The organism is Shinella sp. (genome assembly GCF_035998705.1).
Lineage (GTDB): Bacteria > Pseudomonadota > Alphaproteobacteria > Rhizobiales > Rhizobiaceae > Shinella.
This window is the reverse complement of record NZ_DASYHH010000017.1, coordinates 68,669-89,981: the sequence shown is the minus strand read 5'-3', so window position 1 is coordinate 89,981 and position 21,313 is coordinate 68,669. Positions and strand designations below refer to the sequence as shown.

General features: G+C 64.6%; 20 protein-coding genes. 16 read left to right on the top strand and 4 right to left on the bottom strand.

The features are described 5' to 3' along the window. Window positions 1-45: 45 nt before the first annotated feature. Window positions 46-948, bottom strand: a complete 903-nt coding sequence (locus tag VGN93_RS13645; protein WP_327507930.1) for a LysR family transcriptional regulator — start codon at window positions 946-948, stop codon at window positions 46-48. 256 nt (window positions 949-1,204) lie between these two features. Here VGN93_RS13645 and VGN93_RS13640 point away from each other — a divergent pair, with 256 nt between their 5' ends. The 15 genes from VGN93_RS13640 (at window position 1,205) to VGN93_RS13570 (ending at window position 16,674) form a co-directional block, all read left to right on the top strand. Beyond that, complete coding sequence (locus tag VGN93_RS13640) at window positions 1,205-1,975, top strand: 5-oxoprolinase subunit PxpA (RefSeq protein ID WP_327507929.1); 771 nt, start codon at window positions 1,205-1,207, stop codon at window positions 1,973-1,975. Window positions 1,976-2,001: 26 nt separating this feature from the next. After that, window positions 2,002-2,244: an acetyl-CoA carboxylase gene (locus tag VGN93_RS13635; RefSeq protein ID WP_327507928.1), complete on the top strand. Its 243-nt coding sequence runs from the start codon at window positions 2,002-2,004 to the stop codon at window positions 2,242-2,244. After that, a complete protein-coding gene (locus VGN93_RS13630) occupies window positions 2,241-3,626 on the top strand; it encodes an acetyl-CoA carboxylase biotin carboxylase subunit (RefSeq protein WP_327507927.1) in 1,386 nt (461 codons plus the stop codon). The genes VGN93_RS13635 and VGN93_RS13630 overlap by 4 nt, the downstream gene beginning before the upstream one ends. Next, on the top strand, window positions 3,626-4,501 hold the full coding sequence (locus VGN93_RS13625) for a 5-oxoprolinase subunit B family protein (RefSeq protein WP_327507926.1): 876 nt from the start codon (window positions 3,626-3,628) through the stop codon (window positions 4,499-4,501). The genes VGN93_RS13630 and VGN93_RS13625 overlap by 1 nt, the downstream gene beginning before the upstream one ends. Further along, complete coding sequence (locus VGN93_RS13620) at window positions 4,491-5,462, top strand: biotin-dependent carboxyltransferase family protein (RefSeq protein ID WP_327507925.1); 972 nt, start codon at window positions 4,491-4,493, stop codon at window positions 5,460-5,462. The genes VGN93_RS13625 and VGN93_RS13620 overlap by 11 nt, the downstream gene beginning before the upstream one ends. Window positions 5,463-5,500: 38 nt before the next feature. Further along, entirely contained in the window at window positions 5,501-6,574 is a 1,074-nt protein-coding gene (gene torT, locus VGN93_RS13615) for a TMAO reductase system periplasmic protein TorT (protein WP_327507924.1), read from the top strand. A gap of 65 nt (window positions 6,575-6,639) precedes the next feature. After that, entirely contained in the window at window positions 6,640-8,157 is a 1,518-nt protein-coding gene (locus VGN93_RS13610; RefSeq protein ID WP_327507923.1) for a sugar ABC transporter ATP-binding protein, read from the top strand. Further along, window positions 8,154-9,191: an ABC transporter permease gene (locus VGN93_RS13605; protein ID WP_319310219.1), complete on the top strand. Its 1,038-nt coding sequence runs from the start codon at window positions 8,154-8,156 to the stop codon at window positions 9,189-9,191. Before VGN93_RS13610 ends, VGN93_RS13605 begins: the two co-directional genes overlap by 4 nt. 186 nt (window positions 9,192-9,377) lie before the next feature. Further along, the gene (locus tag VGN93_RS13600; protein WP_319310222.1) at window positions 9,378-10,733 is read left to right on the top strand and encodes an FAD/NAD(P)-binding protein; all 1,356 of its coding nucleotides are present in this window, start codon (window positions 9,378-9,380) and stop codon (window positions 10,731-10,733) included. 22 nt (window positions 10,734-10,755) lie between these two features. Continuing rightward, window positions 10,756-11,241, top strand: coding sequence for an Rrf2 family transcriptional regulator (locus VGN93_RS13595; protein WP_319310223.1), 486 nt, complete (start codon window positions 10,756-10,758; stop codon window positions 11,239-11,241). 68 nt (window positions 11,242-11,309) lie between these two features. Beyond that, entirely contained in the window at window positions 11,310-12,620 is a 1,311-nt protein-coding gene (locus tag VGN93_RS13590) for an FAD/NAD(P)-binding protein (protein WP_327507922.1), read from the top strand. Window positions 12,621-12,857: 237 nt separating this feature from the next. Then, the gene (locus VGN93_RS13585; RefSeq protein WP_319310227.1) at window positions 12,858-13,883 is read left to right on the top strand and encodes a sulfate ABC transporter substrate-binding protein; all 1,026 of its coding nucleotides are present in this window, start codon (window positions 12,858-12,860) and stop codon (window positions 13,881-13,883) included. A 5-nt stretch (window positions 13,884-13,888) separates the two neighbouring features. Next, on the top strand, window positions 13,889-14,752 hold the full coding sequence (cysT, locus tag VGN93_RS13580; protein ID WP_327507921.1) for a sulfate ABC transporter permease subunit CysT: 864 nt from the start codon (window positions 13,889-13,891) through the stop codon (window positions 14,750-14,752). After that, window positions 14,736-15,605, top strand: a complete 870-nt coding sequence (gene cysW, locus VGN93_RS13575; protein ID WP_413818581.1) for a sulfate ABC transporter permease subunit CysW — start codon at window positions 14,736-14,738, stop codon at window positions 15,603-15,605. The genes cysT and cysW overlap by 17 nt, the downstream gene beginning before the upstream one ends. 16 nt (window positions 15,606-15,621) lie before the next feature. Continuing rightward, window positions 15,622-16,674, top strand: coding sequence for a sulfate/molybdate ABC transporter ATP-binding protein (locus VGN93_RS13570; RefSeq protein ID WP_327507920.1), 1,053 nt, complete (start codon window positions 15,622-15,624; stop codon window positions 16,672-16,674). Window positions 16,675-16,720: 46 nt separating this feature from the next. On the opposite strand, the gene VGN93_RS13565 is transcribed toward VGN93_RS13570, so the two are convergent. The 3 genes from VGN93_RS13565 to VGN93_RS13555 form a co-directional block, all read right to left on the bottom strand. After that, window positions 16,721-18,436 (bottom strand): amidohydrolase, encoded by a 1,716-nt coding sequence (locus VGN93_RS13565; protein WP_327507919.1) that lies wholly within the window; start codon window positions 18,434-18,436, stop codon window positions 16,721-16,723. 99 nt (window positions 18,437-18,535) lie between these two features. Further along, window positions 18,536-19,774, bottom strand: a complete 1,239-nt coding sequence (locus tag VGN93_RS13560; protein ID WP_327507918.1) for a saccharopine dehydrogenase family protein — start codon at window positions 19,772-19,774, stop codon at window positions 18,536-18,538. 34 nt (window positions 19,775-19,808) lie between these two features. Next, window positions 19,809-20,909, bottom strand: coding sequence for a carboxynorspermidine decarboxylase (locus VGN93_RS13555; protein ID WP_327507917.1), 1,101 nt, complete (start codon window positions 20,907-20,909; stop codon window positions 19,809-19,811). Between the two features lie 121 nt (window positions 20,910-21,030). Here VGN93_RS13555 and VGN93_RS13550 point away from each other — a divergent pair, with 121 nt between their 5' ends. After that, on the top strand, window positions 21,031-21,294 hold the full coding sequence (locus tag VGN93_RS13550) for a hypothetical protein (RefSeq protein ID WP_319310242.1): 264 nt from the start codon (window positions 21,031-21,033) through the stop codon (window positions 21,292-21,294). Window positions 21,295-21,313: the final 19 nt, after the last annotated feature.

The following is a 21,313-nucleotide window of genomic DNA, read 5'->3' as shown; positions in this document are numbered from 1 at the left end:
CGAGGAGATTATCTCCTACAGCTATCCGCGCGTTCGCCGCTAAGTTTACCGCTCCGGCAGGTGGAAGGCCTGCTGGAAATAGGAGCGGAAGGCGAGCATGGGCGGCGTCAGCTCCATGTTGCGGCGCCAGGCGAGGCCGACATCCATCGCCGGCACCGGATCGCTGATATTGACCGTCTCGATGCGCCGGCCCTCCAGCGACCAGGGCCGGTGCACCATGTCCGAGAGGATCGCCACCCCCTGGCCGTTGGCGACGAGCGATCGCGTCGCCTCCACCGACGAGGTGCGCAGGATGACGCGCGGCTGGTAGGGCGTAGCGCTCCAGTATTTCAGCGCCGAATGCGCCGCCTCGTCCACCGTCAGCATGATGTAGGGCTCGTCGGCGATCTCCCGCAGCCCCACGGTCTCGGCCTGGAGCAGGAGATGCTGCGCCGGCAGCCAGAGGCGGCGCGTCGAGCTCAGAACCTTTTCCGTAATGAGCGCCGGGTTGAGGATGTTGGAGGTGAGCAGCACCGACATGTCGTAGCGGTTGCTCAAGAGCCCTTCCTCGATCGACTCGCGATTGAGTTCGAAGAGCTGGATTTCCAGCTTCGGAAACAGCCGGCGCAGCCGCTCGATATGCAGCGGCAGGAAATAGCCGATGACGGTATAGGTCGCTGCGACGGTCAGCGTGCCCTCGATCTCGCTGCTGACGACATTCAAATGCATCGCCTCGTCGACCTTCTTCAGGATCTCATAGGCATGCGACAGGAACTGCCGGCCGGCCGACGTCAGGTCCATGCCATGCGGCGTGCGCAGGAACAGGCTGACGCCGACGGTCCGCTCCAGTTCCTTGATCGCCGTCGTCACCGCGGATTGCGAAATCGACAGGTCCACCGCGGCCTGTGAGATCTGGCCAAGCTCGGCGGTCGCGACAAAGTAGCGGATCTGTCTGAGGCTGATCGTCAAGGCTGTGTGCCCCTATCTGGTTTCTCGCGAAGCGGTATCAAAAAATCAGAACAGGCGATATCGAAATGGGCACGAAGCCGCTTCATTGTGGGCATTGCCAACCTATTCATCTGTTTTATATTGCTTTTGCAGCGCAACAAAAATGGGCATAGTGTTCTGATTTTCAGAATTCATATATGTAAAAATAGAATTTTTCAAATGAAGATAGATGCCCTAGCGTTTCCCTCGTCCGACAGAAGCATTGAGGGAAGAGACATTGCGTGAGGTAGTCGACATCAACTGCGACATGGGCGAGGCCTTCGGCCGCTGGCGCGTCGGTGATACCGATGACGCATCCCTCATGCCGCTGATCAGCTCGGCCAATATCGCCGCCGGCTTCCATGCCGGCGATCCGAGCCTGATGGACCAGACCGTCCGGCTTGCCACCCAGCACGGCGTCGGCATCGGCGCCCATCCGGGCTACAACGACCTCCAGGGTTTCGGCCGCCGCAAGATCGCCGGCACCGCCAAGGAACTCGTCAACGACATGGTCTACCAGGTCGGCGCCATCAAGGAATTCGCCCACCGCCACAGCGCCCGCCTCCAGCATGTGAAGCCGCATGGCGCGCTCTACATGGAACTGGCGGTCAATCCGGAGCTGTCGCAGATCTTCGTGCAATATATGCGCACCGTGGAGCCGAACGCCTACATCTTCTGCATGGGCGGCTCGGCCACCTGGCGCGCGGCCATAGAGGTCGGCCAGCCGGTCGTGCGCGAGTTCTACGCCGATCGTGACTACGACGACAGCGGCTCCATCGTCTTTACCCGCGATGCCGGCCGGCCGGATCCCGCGGCCATCGCCCGCAAGGTCGTGCGCGCCTGCAAGGAAGGCAAGGTCAAGACCGTCAAGGGCAACGACATCGAAATCGATTTCGAGTCCATCTGCTTCCATTCCGATACGCTCGGCGCGCTCGATATCGTGCGCCAGATGCGCGAGGCGCTCGTTGCCGAAGGCATTCGCATAACGTCGGTCTCCGACGTCGCCTGACACTAACATCCTAAGTGGAGAGAGACATGAGCAAGATCGAGATCAGATCGCCCCTGCCGGGCACCTTCTACCGGGCCTCCTCGCCGGATGTGCCGCCGTTCAAGGCGGATGGCGCCAGCGTGGCGAGCGGCGATGCGATCGGGCTCATCGAGGTCATGAAGACCTTCCAGGAAGTGCCGGCCGGCGTCGAGGGAAAGAACATCACCTTCCTCGTCGACAATGAAGAGCCGGTCATGGCCGGCCAGGTCATCGCCGAGGTGGAGGCATGACGATCCGCTCGCTCCTCGTTGCCAACCGCGGCGAGATCGCGGTGCGCATCATCAAGGCGGCGAAGGCGCTCGGCATTCGCACCGTGCAGGTCCACAGCGCCGCGGACGCCGACATGCTGGCGGTGAAGCTCGCCGATGCGGCCGTCGATATCGGCTCGCCGGCGCCGAAGAAATCCTATCTCAACATCGAGGCGGTGGTGAATGCCGCCAAGGCGGCCGGCGTCGATGCCGTGCATCCGGGCTACGGCTTCCTGTCGGAAAACGCCGATTTCGCCGACGCGGTCGAGGCAGCCGGCCTGATCTTCATCGGCCCGAAGGGTGATGCGATCCGCCTGCTCGGCGACAAGGTCGCGGCCCGTGAAGTTGCTGCCAAGGCTGGTGTTCCGACCGTGCCTGGCAGTGCCGGACGCCTTGCAACGATCGAGGAAGCACGGGCCGTGGCGGCGAAGACCGGCTTTCCGATCATGATCAAGGCGGCGGCAGGCGGCGGCGGTCGCGGTATCCGCATCGCCGCCGACCTTGCCGATCTGGAGCGCCATTTCCCGCAGGCGTCTGCCGAAGCGCTCGCCTCCTTCGGCGATGGCGGCCTCTATCTGGAAAAGGTCATCACCAAAGCGCGCCATGTCGAGGTGCAGATCCTCGGCGACGGAAAGAACTTCATCCATTGTTTCGAGCGGGAATGCTCGCTTCAGCGCCGCCGCCAGAAGGTCTGGGAAGAAGCCCCGTCCTTCCTGCTGCCCGCAGACGTGCGCACCCGGCTTTGCGACAGTGCCGTGGCGCTTGCCCGCGAGGTCGGCTACCGCGGCGCCGGAACGGTGGAATATCTCTACGACGAGGTGACGAAGGAGTTCTACTTCATCGAGGTGAACACCCGCATCCAGGTCGAGCACCCCGTCACCGAGATGATCACCGGCATCGACCTTGTCGAAGAGATGATCCGCATCGCCGGCGGCGCGCCGCTGTCGATCCGCCAGGAGGACGTGCAGGCCGAAGGTCACGCCATCGAATGCCGCATCAATGCCGAAGACCCGGCCAAGGGCTTTCTTCCGGCACCGGGCACCATCACCAAACTCGTCGTGCCGGAAGGCGAGGGCATCCGCTTCGATACGATGCTCTACGAAGGCTACACGATCCCGCCCTTCTACGACTCGCTCGTCGGCAAGCTGATCGTCTGGGCCGAGACGCGCGATGCCTGCCTCAAGAAGTTGAAGGGCGCGCTGGAAGGCCTGACGATCGAGGGCATCAGGACGACGGTGCCGCTGCACCTCGCACTCGCCGAGGACGACAGCGTCCGGCGCGGCGCCTTCGACACGCGATTCCTCGAAACATGGCTTGAAACCGAATTCGCCGCGAAAGCCGGCGCGACTGCGGAGGTTGCCTGATGAGCATCAGATACACATTCGGGGGCGATGAGCACCTCTTCGTCGAATGCAGCGAGGACATGTCGCTCGAGGCCTTCTTCAAGAGCCTCTCCATGGCCAAGGGCGTGCGCGAAAGCGGCATCAAGGGCGTCACGGAAATCTGCCCGGCCAACGCCTCGTTCCAGATCAAGTTCAACCCGGACATCATCCATCCCGACGACATCCTGAAGGAAGTGAAGTCGATCGAGGGTGCTGCCGCCAAGGCCGAGCCGGTGTTGAAGACCCGCATCGTCGAAATCCCCGTCTTCTACAACGACCCGTGGACGCACGAGACGCTGATGCGCTTTCGCGAGCGTCACCAGGACCCGGCGGGCACCGACCTCGACTACGCAGCCCGCATCAACGACTACGGCTCGGTCGACGATTTCGTCGGCGCGCATTCCGGTTCGCCCTGGTTCGTCTCGATGGTCGGCTTCGTCGCCGGCCTGCCCTTCATGTACCAGATGGTCGAGCGCCAGCGGCAGATTCAGGTGCCGAAGTACCTGCGCCCCCGCACGGACACGCCCAAGCTGACGGTCGGCCATGGCGGCTGCTTCGGCTGCATCTATTCGGTGCGTGGTGCCGGCGGCTACCAGATGTTCGGCATCACGCCGATGCCGATCTTCGACCCGACCCAGACGACCAGCTACCTGCGCGATTTCATGGTGTTCTTCCGCCCCGGCGACATCGTGAAGTTCAAGCCGATCGATCGCGACGCCTATGACCAGGCGGTGGAGGATGTCGACAAGGGCCGCTTCGCGCCCCCGATCCGTGAGGTCAGCTTCGACCTCCGGGAATTCCAGAAGGATATCGACGGCACCAATGCCAAGCTGGAGGGCATGCTCTATGGCCATTAAGGTTCTCCACCACGGTCTCGCGACCACCGTCCAGGATCTCGGCCGCCCCGGCTATTTCCACCTCGGCATTCCGGTCGGCGGCGCGATGGACCGCTATGCGATGCGCGCGGCAAACCTGCTCGTCGGCAATGACGAGGGTGCCGCCGGCCTCGAAGCCGTCTTCATCGGCCCGAAACTGGAATTCACCGAAGACGCGCTCGTCGCCATTACCGGCGCCGACATGCCGGCCAAGGTCGATGGCGTGGCACAGCCCGGCTGGACCGCCTTCAAGGTCAAGGCCGGCCAGACGCTGACCTTCGATTTCCTCAAGTCCGGCGCCCGCATCTGCATCGCCGTTTCCGGCGGCATCGATGTGCCGGAAGCGCTCGGCAGCCGCTCGACCTATCCGATCGGCGCGCTCGGCGGCTTCAAGGGCCGGCCGGTTGCCACGGGTGACGAACTGCCGGTCGGCAAGGGCAGCCTTGCCAACGAGGGCAAGACGGTTGCCGAAGACCTGCGCCGCAAGCCGGGCATGCCGGCGGAACTGCGCGTGCTGCCGGGCCTCTACTGGCACCGCGTCACCGAACAGTCGCAGGAAAACTTCTTCGCCGACGAATGGAAGGTGGCGAACGAGGCGGACCGCATGGGCTATCGCTTCAAGGGCGGCCGCAAGCTCGATTTCGTCGAGCGCGAACAGCCCTTCGGCGCCGGCTCCGACCCGTCGAACATCGTCGATAGCTGCTACCCCTACGGCTCGATCCAGGTGCCGGGCGGCACGGAACCGATCATCCTGCATCGGGATGCCGTCTCCGGCGGCGGCTATTTCATGGTCGGCACGGTCATCTCGGCCGACATGGACCTGATCGGCCAGCTCCAGCCGCACACGCCCACCCGTTTCGTCAAGGTGACGATGGAAGAAGCGCTCGCCGCCCGCAAGGACCGCGCCGGCCTTCTCGGGAGGCTGCGCGCGACCTTCAACTGACACCAAACGCATTCATCAAAACAAGAGAGGGAACGATAATGAACACGCTCGTCAGAACTGCACTCGCCACCACGGCCCTGGCCTTCGCGCTCAACGGCGCGGCCATGGCCGAGACCTGGTATCCCTATGACGCCCAGGCGATCGAACCGCCCTTTGCCGCGGATGGCAAGCCGGTCGACGTGAAATACGAACCGCTCGCCAAGGCTGAAAAGCCCTGGAACATCTGCGTCTCCTTCCCGCACATGAAGGATGCCTACTGGCTCGGCGTCGATTACGGCGTCGCCGAACAGGCGAAGGATCTCGGCGTCAAGATGAACCTCGTCGATGCCGGCGGCTATACCGAACTCGCCAAGCAGATCAGCCAGATCGAGGATTGCGTCGCCGGCGGCGCTGAGGCCGTGGTGATCGGCGCTATCTCGTTCGACGGCCTCAACAACCTCGTCTCGGAAGTCACCAAGAAGGGCATCCCGGTCATCGACGTCATCAACGGCATCTCCTCGCCGGACGTGACCGCCAAGTCGCTCGTCTCCTTCTACACGATGGGCCACGAGACCGGCGCCTATCTCGCCAAGAAGCACCCGGCGGGCAGCGATCCGGTCAAGGTCGGCTGGTTCCCCGGCCCGGCAGGTGCGGGCTGGGTGGAAGCCGCCAACAAGGGCTTCATGGAAGCCGTTGCCGGCTCCGCCGTGCAGGTGCTCGATCCGAAGTTCGGCGATACCGGCAAGGAAGCCCAGCTGAAGCTCGTCGAGGACGTGCTGCAGGCCGAACCCGATGTGCGCTACATCGCCGGCACGGCGGTGACGGCGGAAGCGGCCCAGGGCCTCATCCGCGAACGCGGCCTCAAGGGCCAGGTCGAGCTTCTCGCCTTCTACATGACGCCCGGCGTCTACGAGGGCATCAAGCGCGGCTTCATCCTCGCGGCCCCCGCCGATTCCATGGTCATCCAGGGCCGTATCGCCATCGACCAGGCGGTGCGCGCGCTGGAAGGCAAGGAACTCACCAAGCATGTCGGCCCGAAGATCTTCGTCGTCGATCCGTCGAATGTCGAGACCGTGCCGCAGACCAACATCCTGCCGCCGGATGGCTTCAAGCCGGTCTTCGGCGTGAACTAAAAGAACCCAAGACGACCGCATGCGGTCCCGGCACGCGCCGGGGCCGCCATTGAGGAGGGACGAGGGTGACCGGTTCCGCGATGCCGCTCGTCGAGATGACGGGCATTACCAAGACATTTCCGGGGGTGAAGGCGCTGGACGGCGTGTCCTTCACGCTGATGCCGGGCGAAGTGCATGTGCTGTTCGGCGAGAACGGTGCCGGCAAATCGACGCTGATTTCCATCCTGTCCGGCGTCTATCCGCAGACGGCAGGCGCGCTCTTGCTCAATGGCGACGAAATATCCTTCGCCTCGGTGGGCGACGCCAAGAAGAACGGCGTCGCCGCAGTTTTCCAGGAATTCTCGCTCGTGCCGACCATGAGCGTGGCGGAAAACATCTATCTCGGCAGCGAGCCGAAGCGCGGCCCCTTCACCGACAAGGGCGCCATGCGCCGCGGTGCCGAAAAGCTCTTCGCCGATCTCGGTTTCCCGATCGATGTGCGCCGCTCCGTCGTCAGCCTTTCGCGCGCCGAGCAGCAGATGACGGAGATCGCCAAGGCGATCCATTCCGAGGCGCGCATCCTCATTCTCGATGAGCCGACCGCCTCCTTGACGGAGCGCGAGACGGAAACGCTGTTCCGCATCGTGCGCGAGGCGAAGGCCCGCGGCGTCGGCATCGTCTATATTTCCCACCGCATCCAGGAATTCTCGCAGATCGCCGACCGCATCACGGTGCTGCGTGACGGCAAGCTGATCGGCACGGTCGGCGTCGATGCGCTCTCTCCCAAGGCGCTGGTCGAGATGATGACGGGCCGCGCCATCGACGAAATCTATCCGACGATTGCCCGCAAGCCGGATGGCGACGTGCTGCTGTCGATCCGAGGGCTGAAAGCCTGGGGCGTCGGCGGTGTGGATATCGATGTCCGGGCAGGCGAGGTGCTCGGCGTCGCCGGCCTCGTCGGCAGCGGCAAGTCGCGCACCTGGCGCGCCGCCGTCGGGCTGTTGCCGATCAAGGCCGGGTCGGTGTCGCTGAAGGGCAGGGACGTGACCCATGCGCCGACCCGCCGCTTCGTCGAGGACGGCGTCTTCTATCTGCCGCCGGACCGCAAGTCCGAAGGACTGATGCTCTCGGCGACGACGCGCAGCAATATCGCGCTCGGTGCGCTTGAGCGCAGGGATGCATCCGGCCTGCTCGGCGCGCTCTCGCCGGCCCGGTTGCGCACTATCACCGACGGCATCGCGCGGCGCGTCGATATCCCGGACGCCTATATGGGCCGCGCCATCTCGACGCTGTCCGGCGGCAACCAGCAGAAGGCGCTGTTCGGCAAGGGGTTTGGCCGCGACTACGACATCTACATTTTCGACGAACCGACCGTCGGCGTCGATATGGGCACGCGCGCAGCCCTCTACCGGCTGATCAAGGAACTGGCGGAGGCCGGCAAGGCCATAGTGGTCATCTCCTCCGATCTGCCCGAAGCCATGAACCTCGCCCATCGCCTCATCGTCTTCTCGGCCGGCCGCATCTCGGCGGAGCTCGAGGGCGACGCCATCAACGAGGAAGTGATCCTCGCCTCCTTCTTCTCCCATGAAAGGCCAGACGCATGAACACCAGCGCCCAACCGGTGGCGGAGACACAGGCTTCGGCCGGCTCGCCGATCCTCGCCTTCCTGCGCACCGTTTTCGTGCGCGCCGGCGTCCTGCCGTTCTTCCTCCTTGCCGCCCTCATCATCTTCACGCTCGCCTCGACGCAGTTCCTGTCGGTGCAGAACCTGACGAATGTCGCGCGCCAGTCGGTCTACCTGATCCTCGTGTCGCTCGGGCAGATGCTGGTGCTGATCACCGGCGGCTTCGACCTGTCCGTCGGAACGGCGATTGCGCTCACCTCGGTGGTGTCGGCCACGGCGATGGTCGCGGCTTCAGGCATGTTTCCGGATGCGGTGTGGCTGGTCATCGCGCTGGGTCTTGCCGCAGGCTTCGGCTCCGCGCTCTTGATCGGCAGCCTGAACAGCCTCGGCATTGCCGGCTTCAGCGTCTCGCCCTTCATCATGACGCTCGGCGTGCAATCGGTCGGCGCCGGCGTGGCGCTGTTCATCACCGGCGGTGTGCCGGTTTCGGGCCTGCCCTATGAATTCGGGGAATTCTTCGGCTTCGGGCGAATCTTCGGCGTGCCCGTGCCGGTGCTCGTGGCCCTGTTGGCGATCGCCGCCATGTGGATCCTGATGAACCGCACCCGTACAGGCGCGCAGATCTATGCCGTCGGCGGCAATATCAAGGCGGCGCATCTATCAGGCATCAACACGCGGCGCACGCTGTTCATCGCCTATGTCGTCTGTGCGCTGCTCGCCTCGCTCGCCGGCATCCTGCTGACCGCCCGCGTCGAAACCGGCGAGACAAATCTCGGCGGCACCATCGCGCTCGAATCGATCGCCGCCTGCGTCATTGCCGGCGTGTCCTTGCGCGGCGGCATCGGCCGGGTGGAAAGCGTCGTGCTCGGCGCCTTCTTCATCGTGCTGGTACAGAACGGCATGAACATCATGCAGATCGGCTCCTACATGCAGATGGTGCTGCTCGGCAGCCTGCTCGTGCTCGCCGTCGTCATCGATCAGCTGCGCTACCGCATGCTGGTCGGCAACCGTTAGAGCATTTCCAGCCAAAGCGGCATCGCTTTGGCGTCGGATAATGCGGCTCTAGAATGGAGCGGGAACCTCACGGAACCCGCTCCACGCCTTCGCCGTTTCCCTTGCAGATTTTGGCCGATAATAGTCTATAGATTTACTGGATAAATCTGACTAGACTGTTTGCCAAGGTCTTCGCAGGAGGAATGCATGACGCTCAAAACGGATGTGGCCGTCATCGGCTCGGGCTTTTCGGCCGTCGCGCTGGCGCTCAATCTCATCGATCTCCTGCCGCCGACGGCCAAGGTCAGCCTTGTCGGCAAGGCGGCCGGGCAGGGCCGGGGCATCGCCTATTCCACCAAGGCCGAGTGCCACCTGCTCAACGTGCCGGCCGGCCGCATGAGCCTCTTCGCCGATCGTCCGAATCACTTCTTGGCCTGGCTTGCCGAAGAAGGTTATCCGTGGTCGACCGACGATTTCGTGCCGCGCCGCATCTATGGCAACTACATCCGCGACTGCCTCGATGCCGCCCTGAAACGCACCGGCAATCGCGCGGCCCTCACCCTCGTCGATGCCGAGGCGCTCAGCGCCGAAGCGGCGCAGGATGGCGGCCTGTGTTTCGCGCTTTCGGACGGCACGCAGCTTTCCGCGCACGCCTCGGCGCTGTGTACCGGTGCCGGTACGCGCCGCCTGCCGCTGCCGGAAGAGGCGCTGTCGCCCGGGCTCGGTGGCTTCGTCGTGCATGATCCCTGGGCCGATGCCTGGTGGGAACGGCTGCCGGCGGATGCGGACGTGCTCTTCGTCGGCACGGGCCTCACCACGGTCGACCAGTTGCTGCTTTTGAAGCGCCGCGGTTTCCGCGGCACCATGCATGCCGTGTCGCGGCATGGCCTCCTGCCGCAGCCGCATCTGGCGCGCCGCGCCGATGCGGTGGAAACCGTGCTCGTTCCGGGTAAAAGCGAGGTGAGCGCCATGCTCGCGGCACTTCGCGCCCAGGCCGATGCCGCGCCGGACTGGCGGGCCGTCATGGATGGCCTGCGCCACACGACCCATGACTTCTGGCAGGCCTTGAGCGAGGCGCAGCGCGGCCGTTTCCTGCGCCATGCCGCTTCCTTCTGGAACGTCCACCGCCACCGCATGGCGCCCGCCGTCGCCGAGGAGATCGAGGCGCTTCGCCGCACCGGCCAGCTCGTCATCCACCGCGGCCGGCTGGAGGCGCTGCGCCGGGAAGACGGCCGGCTGGCGGTCGTTCTTCGCGGGCGCGCGCCGGTGACGGCCGACCTGGTGGTCAACTGCACCGGGCTGGACCGATGTACGGTCAGCGCATCGCCGCTGCTGACGAGCCTTGCGGAAAAAGGCCTCGTGCGGCCCGATCCGCGCGGCCTCGGCATTGCGGTCGACGACGAGGACAGCGTTCTTGCCGCCGATGAGACCAGCAACGCCGGTCTCTACGCGCTCGGGCCGCTCACCGCCGGCCGCCATTGGGAGATCACCGCCGTTCCCGACATCCGCATCCAGGCCCGTGCCGTCGCGGCGTGCATCAGCGCCACGGTCGCGGCCGGATGATGAGGCGGCGTGGCCCCTCGCCATGATCGCGCAAAAATCCAAATATGCGCTGCGCGCGCTGTTGGAGCTCGCCCGGGCCGGACCCGGCGAGACCGTGCAGATCGGCACGATCGCCGCGCGCGAGGGCATCCCCAAGAAATTCCTCGAACAGATCCTGCTCGATCTCAAACATGCCGGCCTCGTCGTCAGCCGGCGCGGCCAGCACGGCGGTTATCGTCTGCTGCGGCGCCCGCAGGATATCGCCTTCGGCGAGGTGCTGCGCATCCTGGAAGGCCCGTTCGTGCCGCTCGCCTGCCTTGCGGAGGACGGCGGCCGGCGCTGTGCCGATTGCCGCGACGAACGCTTCTGCGCCGTGCGCCGCGTCTTCGCCCGGGTCGCCGCCGCCTCCGGTGAAATCCTCGATGGCACGACGCTGGCAGACTTTCTGCAGGACACCCCGGAAGCGTCCGGCGGCGCCCCGGATTCACCCGCGGACAAACGCCCGTCAATTATTCTACTAAAAAGGTAGAAAACTATCGCAGGCCGCGCTATCATGGCGGTCTGGCTTCTCGTTCACCGTGAGGGAAAGGACAGCGCATGTTCTTCGAAAGGGCCGTGAGGGAAGAAGGGGCTTCGTCGGTGCCGGCGATGCGTATTGCGGTCATCGGCGCCGGCCCGTCGGGCCTTGCCACGACGATCGCGCTGATGCGGCGGTTCCGCCGCCCGTTCGAGGCCTGGCTGATCGATGCCGAGGATGCGCCCGGCGCTTTTGGCGATGGCCCGGCGGGACGGGCATTGACCACAGAGCCCGCCCGCGACCTGTCCGTCCTGCCCGATCGGCCGGATGATTTCGCCGAGTGGCTGCGGGGCAGCCTGCTTGCCGGCAGCACCGTTGCCGCCCTCCGCGGGCCGCAGGACATGCATGTGCCGCGCGCTGTCTTCCGGGATTATGCCATGGCCCGCTTCGGCGAGGCGCTGAGCCTGCGCCGCGACGTGCGCATCCGCACCTTCCGCGGCGCGGTGCGTCATATCGGCGTCGAGGAGGCCGGGCTACGCGTCTGCTTCCGCGATGGCGAGAGCGCCAAATTCGACCATGTCGTCATCGCCACCGGGTTCGGCATCGCCGCGCGCGAGGCCGCTTCCTGGCGCGGCGCCGAAGCTGCTGCCGAACGCCTGTCGCAGCAGGCAGACCCGCCGCCGCTGACGCTGGTCGGCAATGGCCCGCGTCTTGCCGCCATCCTGCTCGACCTCAGGGCGGGCGGCTTTGCCGGCGAAATCCACGTGGCTGCCGCCTCCGGCCGCCTGCCGCAGCCGCATGGCCGCGGCCATGAGGGCATGGCCTTCGGCGAGCCGCCCGCCACCCGCTCGCTGAAGGATGCCTTCCGCTATATCCGCAACGAATGTAGCGCCGCGGAGGCGCGCGACGGCGGCCAGTGGCAGGCCGTCGTCGATGCCGCCTCCGCCCGCCTGTCCGTCGTCTGGCGCAACCTGCCCCAGGCCGAGCGCAACCACTATCGCCGCCATCTCCTGCGCCTGCACCGGCACTTTTCCATCCGCATCGCGCGGGATGTGCACCGCCGCCTCGGTGCCGAATTCGAGACCGGCCGCACCCGCTTCGTGCCACCCTGCGATCCGAAAACCGCTGACGAAAACACCATCGATTGTCGTGAGATGCCGTCCGCCCGCGCGCTCGCCGGGCTTCTTGGCCGCGATGCCGCGACGCTGACGGTCGATGATTGCGGCCGCCTGCTCAGCCATGGCGAGACGCTGTGCGGGCTCTCGGTGGTCGGCGCCATCGCCTCCAGCCTGCGTCCCGGCCCGTTCACATTCGCCGAAACCGTGCGGCAGGCCTACCGGGCCGTGCTCGATATCGCACCGCAGGGCGAGGCCCGCGTCTTGCATCGCTGAGGCGTTCCTGCAAAAAAGTTTGCCCGTGGTGGCAAAAACGGCGGTTTTACGCGGATGCATTTTGCTTGCCGGACGGCATCCCGGGGTGAACCGTTCGCCTCCGGCCGGACTCCGCAGGTCTTCCATTGCGCCTTTCGGGCTCGTTTGGAACCCGTTTTGCGAGTTGATGCGGCATTGTTGACTAACTCTACTAATTCACTAGGGTTTATGAGGGATAACAATCCAGGAGGTTGGAGAATGTCGATATTGGCTAAACGGTTTGGGGCTCTCGTGGTGGGTGTCGGGCTCGTGCTCGGCGGGGTGACGGGAGCGTTTGCGCAAACGACGCTGCTCAACGTCTCCTACGATCCGACCCGCGAACTCTACAAGGAGTATAACGAGGCCTTCGCGAAACATTGGAAGGCCGAGACCGGCGAAGACGTGACGGTGCAGCAGTCGCATGGCGGCTCCGGCAAGCAGGCGCGTTCGGTGATCGACGGGCTGGAAGCGGACGTGGTGACGCTGGCGCTCGAAAGCGACATCAACGCGATCGTCGAAAAGACCGGCAAGATCGCCAAGGACTGGCGCGGCCGTCTGCCGAACAATTCCGCGCCCTACACCTCGACCATCGTCTTCCTGGTGCGCAAGGGCAATCCGAAGGGCATCCATAACTGGGGCGACCTGGTGAAGGGCGACGTGCAGATCGTCACCCCGAACCCGAAGACCTCGGGCGGCGCCCGCTGGAACTACCTTGCGGCCTGGGCCTGGGCCAACGAGGAATTCGGCGGCGACCAGGACAAGATCAAGGCGTACATCGCCGAACTCTTCAAGCGTGCGCCGGTTCTCGATACGGGTGCCCGCGGTTCGCTGACCACCTTTGCCCAGCGCCAGATCGGCGACGTGCTGCTCGCCTGGGAAAACGAGGCCTATCTGGCCGGCGCCGAGTTCGGTGCGGATTCCTTCGATATCGTCGCTCCGCCGATTTCGATCCTCGCCGAGCCGCCGGTTGCCGTTGTCGACGGCAATGTCGATGCCAAGGGCTCGCGCAAGCAGGCCGAAGCCTACCTCACATATCTCTACTCCGAGGAAGGCCAGAACATCGCGGCAAAACACTTCTACCGTCCGTCGAAGCGCGAATTGGTGAAGCCTGAGTTGCTGCAACAGCTTCCGGACATTAAGCTGGTGACGATCGACGATCCGATCTTCGGCGGCTGGGTTAAGGCACAGCCCGAGCATTTCGGTGACGGCGGCGTCTTCGACCAGATCTACAAGCCGGGGAACTAAGTCCTTTGACGACATCTGCTGCTGCTTCGGTGCGGTGGCGACTGAGACAGCCGAGTGTCATTCCGGGTTTCGGACTGACCCTCGGCTTTTCGCTCGCTTATCTGACCCTCATCATCCTCATCCCGCTCGCCGGCCTCGTTTGGCGCTCCGCCTCGCTGTCGGGGGCGGAGTTTTTCGCTATCCTCACTGATCAGCGTACGATCAACGCGCTGGAAGTGTCCTTCGGCACGGCCTTCATCGCCGCACTCGTCAATGTCGTCTTCGGCGTCATCGTCGCCTGGGTCATCGTGCGCTACGAATTCCCCGGCCGGCGCATCGTCGACGCGGTGGTGGACCTGCCCTTCGCCCTGCCGACCGCAGTGGCGGGCATTGCGCTTGCCGCGCTCTATGCGCCGAACGGCTGGGTCGGCCAGGTGCTGAACGTCTTCGGCATCAAGGCGGCCTTCAACCCGACCGGCATCGTCATCGCGCTCGTCTTCATCGGCCTGCCCTTCGTGGTGCGCACGGTGCAGCCGATCATGGAGGAGATCGACCGCGAGGTGGAGGAGGCGGCAGCGACCCTTGGCGCCAACCGCTTCCAGACCATCTACCGCGTGCTGCTTCCGGGCCTGTCGCCCGCGATCCTCACCGGCTTCGCGCTCGCCTTCGCCCGCGGCGTCGGCGAATACGGCTCGGTCATCTTCATCGCCGGCAACATTCCCTATGTGTCCGAGATCGCGCCGCTCCTCATCGTCATCCGGCTGGAGGAGTTCAGCTACGGTGCGGCGACAGCGATCGCCACGATCATGCTGAGCATGTCCTTCGCCATGCTGCTGGTCATCAACCTCATCCAGGCCTGGAGCCGCAGGAGGTATGGTCATGGTGCATAATTCATCCCGCCGCCTACGTTCGCCGACGACGGAATCCCCCGTCGCCCGCTACGCGTTGATGGCCGCGGCCTTCCTGTTCCTGGCGCTCTTCCTGCTCCTGCCGCTTGCCGCCGTCTTCATCGAGGCCTTCCGCAAGGGGCCGGGCGAATTCTTCGCCTCGATGAACGACCCCGACACGCTGGCCGCCATCCGGCTGACGCTGCTGGTCGCCGTCATCGCCGTGCCGCTCAACCTCGTCTTCGGCGTGGCGGCGGCCTGGGCGATCGCCAAGTTCGAGTTCAAGGGCAAGGCCTTCCTCACCACGCTGATCGACCTGCCGTTTTCGGTCTCGCCGGTCATTTCCGGTCTCGTCTACGTGCTCCTGTTCGGCGCCGGCAGCGTGCTCGGGCCGTGGCTGAAGAGCCATGGCATCGAGATCCTTTTCGCCGTGCCGGGCATCGTGCTCGCCACGATCTTCGTCACCTTCCCCTTCGTCGCGCGCGAGCTGATCCCGCTGATGCAGGAGCAGGGCACCGGCGACGAGGAGGCAGCGCTGTCCTTGGGGGCATCCGGCTGGCAGACCTTCTGGTACGTCACGCTGCCCAATATCAAATGGGGCCTGCTCTACGGCGTGCTGCTCTGCAACGCGCGCGCCATGGGCGAGTTCGGCGCGGTCTCGGTGGTCTCAGGCCATATCCGCGGCCTCACCAACACCATGCCGCTGCATGTCGAGATCCTCTACAACGAGTATAATTTCGTCGCGGCCTTCGCGGTGGCGTCGCTGCTCGCGGCACTCGCTCTCGTCACGCTCGTCGTCAAGACGGTCCTTGAACTTCACTACGGCGCGGAAATCGCTGCCGGCCGCAAGCATTGAAAGGCTAAAGCCCTCCATGGACGTCAGGGTTTCCAACATCCGCAAGGAATTCGACCGCTACCCGGCACTGAACGATGTCTCGCTCGACATCCGTTCCGGCGAACTGATCGCGCTGCTCGGCCCCTCCGGCTCCGGCAAGACGACGCTGCTCCGCCTCATCGCCGGCCTCGAACAGCCCACCCTCGGGAAGATCTTCTTCGGCAACGAGGACGCCTCCCACCGCACCGTGCAGGAACGCCACGTCGGCTTCGTCTTCCAGCACTACGCGCTGTTCCGCCACATGACGGTCGCCGACAACATCGCCTTCGGCCTGACCGTGCGCCCGCGCGGTGAACGCCCGCCCAAGACGGAAATCCGCCGCCGGGTCAGCGATCTTCTCGAGATGGTGCAACTCTCCGGCCTCGAAAAGCGCTATCCCAACCAGCTCTCCGGCGGCCAGCGCCAGCGCGTGGCGCTCGCGCGCGCCATGGCGATCGAGCCGAAGGTGCTGCTGCTCGACGAGCCGTTCGGGGCGCTCGATGCCAAGGTGCGCAAGGAACTGCGCCGCTGGCTGCGCGAATTCCACGACCGTACCGGCCACACCACCGTCTTCGTCACGCACGATCAGGAAGAGGCCCTGGAGCTCGCCGACCGCGTGGTCGTTATGAGCCAGGGCCAGATCGAGCAGGTCGGCTCGTCCGACGATGTCTACGACCGGCCGAACTCGCCCTTCGTCTTCTCCTTCATCGGCGACAGCGCCAGCCTGCCCGTCACGGTCGCGGACAATGCCGTGCGCTTCCAGGACGAGGCGATCGGCATCGCCCAGAAGGCGAACGACATCCAGAGCGGCAGTGGCACCCTGTTCTTCCGCCCGCAGGACGTCGCCCTCGTCACGGACCCGGCGACCCCGGCGCTGGAAGGCCGCGTCGCCACCTCGAGGCGCCTCGCCGGCACCCGCATCGCCGACCTCGACATTTCCAGGCAGGGCGAATCCCACCACGTCGAGATCGAGATCCCCCTCGACGCCCAGGCCGCCGCCGGAACCATCATCCGCTTCAGGCCGACCCGCTGGAAATTCTTCGCCGAATAACAAAAGGCCGGCTTCAAGCCGGCCTTTCTGCTTCAGGTCCTGGCGATCAGGCCTTGCCGACGCCGCCGGCGACCAGCCGGCCCTTGTGGAAGGTCGCGCTGCGGGGCGCCACGCGGGCGACGGCTTCCGCCGAGCAGCTTGCGGCGGCAAGCGTGAAGCCGGCCTCATCGCCGGCCTTCGGCCAGGCGCGGCTGCCGTCATCGTCGAGCGGCAGGATGCCGCCGGTCGAAATGGCGAGCGAACGCGACAGGTGGAACTCGTCCGAGCCGCTGTAGAGCTGGGCGTAGAGACAGGCCTTTTCCAGCATGTCGCCGCTGCCGAAGGGCGACCAGTGGTCGATGACGCTGTCGGTGCCGGTCATCACGAAGACGCCCGCCTTGCTGAGCTGCGGCAGCGGCATCATCAGCCCGCCGATCGGCACGGTGGAAGCGATCGTCATGCCGTTTGCCGCAAGCCGCGCGGCCGTCTCTTCCAGCTGTTCGGGCGTCAGTGTCGTCAAAGCGAAGGCATGGCTGATCGTCACCTTGCCCTTGAGCGCCGGGTTCTTCTCGACCGTATCGATCATGTAGTCGATCGCCGCAACACCCGCCGGACTCGTCTCGTGCAGGTGGATATCCACGCCCTTGTTGGCGTCGAGCGCGATCTGGAACATCGCGTCGAGCGACTTTTCCATGGCACCGTCGACATTGGTCGGGTCGAGGCCGCCGACATAGTCCACGCCCATCTGCATGGCCTCGCGCATCAGCCCGTCGACCTTGGAATGCAACAGGCCGTGCTGCGGGAAGGCAACGATCTCGCAGACGAAGTCGTCCTTGTGTTTCTCCAGCGCCAGCGTCAGGTGTTCCAGGCTCTTCAGCCCGCTCACCGGATCGATGTTGCAATGGCTGCGCGCGACGGTGCTGCCCTTGGATTGCAGGAGCGCGATCAGCCCCTCGGCGCGCTCGACGGAGGTCGGCAGCAATTGCGGCAGCAGTTTTTCCTCCAGCGCGATCATGTCCATGATCGTCTTGCCCTGGCGCGGACGTGGCGCCTGCCAGGGGCCGCCGTAAAACGTCTTGTCCAGATGGATGTGCATGTCGCGCATGGTGGGCAGCGCGAGCTGGCCGTTTGCCTGGTAGGCCGGAAGGCCGGCGGGCAGCGTTGCGCCTGCGCCATGCAGCGCGGCGATCCTGCCGTCCTTGATCTCCAGCGTGTGGAGCGCCGTGCGGGTGGCGACGACGACATCGCCGTCCCGCTCGAAACCCTCTTCGAGGCGCACGTTGGCGAGCAGGTAATGGCTGTCTTTCACGGCGGTCACGGCATTCTCCGGGGCACAATCGGTGGTCTGTGCCGCGGCCGCGCGGCTCATGCCGCCGGCCAATCCGGCGACGGCGGCGGCGGTGGTGAACTGGCCGGTGCGGCTCAGAAAAGCCCTGCGGCTCTGCGATATGGCATGTTGCAACATCGTCTCCTCGTCAAGCATGCCAAGCCACAGCACGCCGTCGCGCCATGGGCCGGTCAGCGCATCATGCGCTTCCTCGTTGAGCGCGATGATGCGCCGCGCGTAACCGAGGAGCTTGATGCCCTCTTCGGTGAGCCGCACCTCATGCGAGGTGCACTCGAACAGCGCCTTGCCGAGCAGTTCTTCCAGCCGGCGCACCTGCTGGCTGACGGTCGATTGCGACAGCGACACCCGGTCCGCCGCGCGGGTAAAACTGCTGGTCTCTGCGACGGCCACGAAGCTCACCAGAAGCTGCGGGCTGAACATGGGATACCGATTCATCGTCCGCTGCCCGTGTGTTGGCGGTCGCTTGTTGTAGTGAATGCGGACGTCGCTTCCAAGGGGCCGGCCGCACGCAAGGCGCGGCCGGCGTTGGCGGGCCTAGAAGCTGACGGCGCGGTCGCCGTCCTCGTCCTGGATGCGCGTCGGCAGGCCGATGCGGTTCAACAGGTTGATGAACGGCTTCGGCGGCAGCTCTTCCACATTGGCCATAGTCTTCACATCCCACTCGCCGGTCGCGACAAGCATCGCGGCGGCGACCGGCGGCACGCCGGCGGTGTAGGAAATGCCCTGCGAACCGACTTCCTCATAGGCTTCCTTGTGGTCGGCCACGTTGTAGATGAAGACGGTCTTTTCCTTGCCGTCCTTCAGGCCCTTCACATAGTCGCCGATGCAGGTCTTGCCCTCGTAGTTCGGCGCCAGCGACGACGGATCCGGCAGCACCGCCTTGACGACCTTGAGCGGCACGACTTCCAGTCCTTCGGCGGTCTTGACCGGCTGCTCGGAGAGCAGGCCGAGGTTCTTCAGCACGGTGAAGACGTTGATATAGTGATCGCCGAAGCCCATCCAGAAGCGGACATTGGCGCCGTCCATGTTCTTGGCCAGCGAATGCACTTCGTCATGGCCGCAAAGGTAGGCGCGGCGCGTGCCGACGACGGGCAGGTCATAGTCCTCGCCGATCTCGAACATCTGGTTGCTCTGCCACTGGCCGTTCTGCCAGGAATAGACGACGCCTGTGAACTCGCGGAAATTGATCTCCGGGTCGAAGTTCGTGGCGAAATATTTGCCATGGCTTCCGGCATTGATGTCGACGATGTCGACATCCGTCACCGTGTCGAGATATTCGTCCTTGGCGAGCTTCGCATAGGCGTTGACTACGCCCGGATCGAAGCCGGCGCCGAGGATGGCGGTGATGCCCTTCTCCGCGCATTCGGCCGCGCGCTTCCACTCGTAGTTTCCATACCACGGCGGCGTCTCGCAGATCTTGCCCGGCTCCTCGTGGATTGCGGTGTCGATATAGGCGACGCCCGTATCCATGCAGGCGCGCAGCACCGACATGTTGAGGAAAGCGGTGCCGACATTGATGACGATCTGGGACTTGGTGGACTGGATGAGCACCTTGGACGCCTCGATGTCCAGCGCGTCCAGCGCATGGCCTTCGAGCACGCCGGCCTGCTTCATGGCCTTCTTCTCATGGACCGACGCGATGATCCTGTCGCACTTCGCCCTGGTGCGCGAAGCGATATGGATGTCGCCGAGCACGTCGTTGTTCTGGGCGCATTTGTGCGCCACGACCTGTGCGACGCCGCCGGCGCCGATGATGAGCACGTTCTTTTTCATGTCGGGGGATATCTCCTTCTAACCCGGTACAGCCTCAGGAGAGGCTTTCTTCATAGTTCGCGTAGGTGAATTCGCGGACCGTTCTGATGGTGCCGTCCAGTTCGCGGATGGCGATCGCCGGCATTTTCACGCCGTTGAACCAGTTCTTCTTGACCATGGTGTAGCCGGCCGCATCCTGGATGGAGATGCGGTCGCCGACCTTCAGTTCGGTCTCGAAATTGAACTCGCCGAAAATATCGCCGGCGAGGCACGACTTGCCGCAGACCATGGTGCGGTGCGGGCCGGTATTGGGAGAAATCTTGGCGTTCTCGCGGTAGATCAGCAGGTCGAGCATATGCGCCTCGATCGAGCTATCGACGATGGCGAGGTGCTTGCCGTTGTCGAGCGTGTCGAGCACCGTCACTTCCAGCGTCGTGGATTTGGTGATCGAGGCCTCGCCCGGCTCCAGGTAGACCTGAACGCCAAACGCGCCGGAAAACCGCTTCAGCCGCTCGGCGAATTTTTCCAGCGGATAATTCTCCCCCGTGAAATGGATGCCGCCGCCGAGGCTCACCCATTCCGCCTTCTTGAGCAGCGGCGCGAATTTCTCCTCGATCGTACCGAGCATGTGGTCGAACAGGTCGAAATCGCCGTTTTCGCAATTGTTGTGGATCATGAAGCCGGAAATCCGGTCCATCACGGGCTCGACCTGCCGCACATCCCATTCGCCCAGCCGCGAGAAGGGGCGGGCGGGGTCGGCGAGGTCGAAGCTTGAGGAGGAAATGCCGGGATTGAGGCGCAGGCCCCGCACGATGCTGGCGGCCTTGTCGGCAAAACGGTCGAGCTGGCTGATCGAGTTGAAGATGATCTTGTCGGCGTGGGAAACGACCTCGTCGATCTCGTAATCCGCATAGGCGACCGAATAGGCGTGCGTTTCCTTGCCGAAGCGCTCGTGGCCGAGGCGCACCTCGTTGAGCGACGAGGAGGTCGTGCCGTCCATGTAGTCGCGCATGAAATCGAAGACCGACCAGGTGGCGAAACATTTCAGCGCCAGCAGCGCCTTGGCGCCGGAGAGTTCGCGCAGCCGCGCGACCTTCTCCATGTTGGCGAGAAGCTTCGACTTGTCGATCAGGTAATAGGGCGTGGTGAGGGACATGGAGGGACCTCTTTTGCGGGGGTGTCGACAGAACGCGCATAGCGGAGGCAAAAACCTCCTGCGTGACGCTGATCAGAAATGGGAAATGCCGATGTTACGGTATCGTCGTGCGGACACGGCGATGGGTCAGCGCTTTCGCGCTGTTACCCCGGTGGCGGTGCTTGAGCGGCAAAACGGCACAAAAGCCCGACTGTGCCGCAAGGGCACCGATCAAAAAGCGTTCTTCCGTTCGGGGGGCATCGAGAGCGCCCATCCCCGATTGGAAGAGGGCGTCGCACGACATGGCGTCCTCCCCAACCAGCAGATGAAACCTGCATTCAGTGGCGGCTCTCTACCATGGGCGTGCGGCCAATTTCAATGCGCCTCTTTGTCCGGAAATTTCTGAATTTCCCTCTTGCACCTCT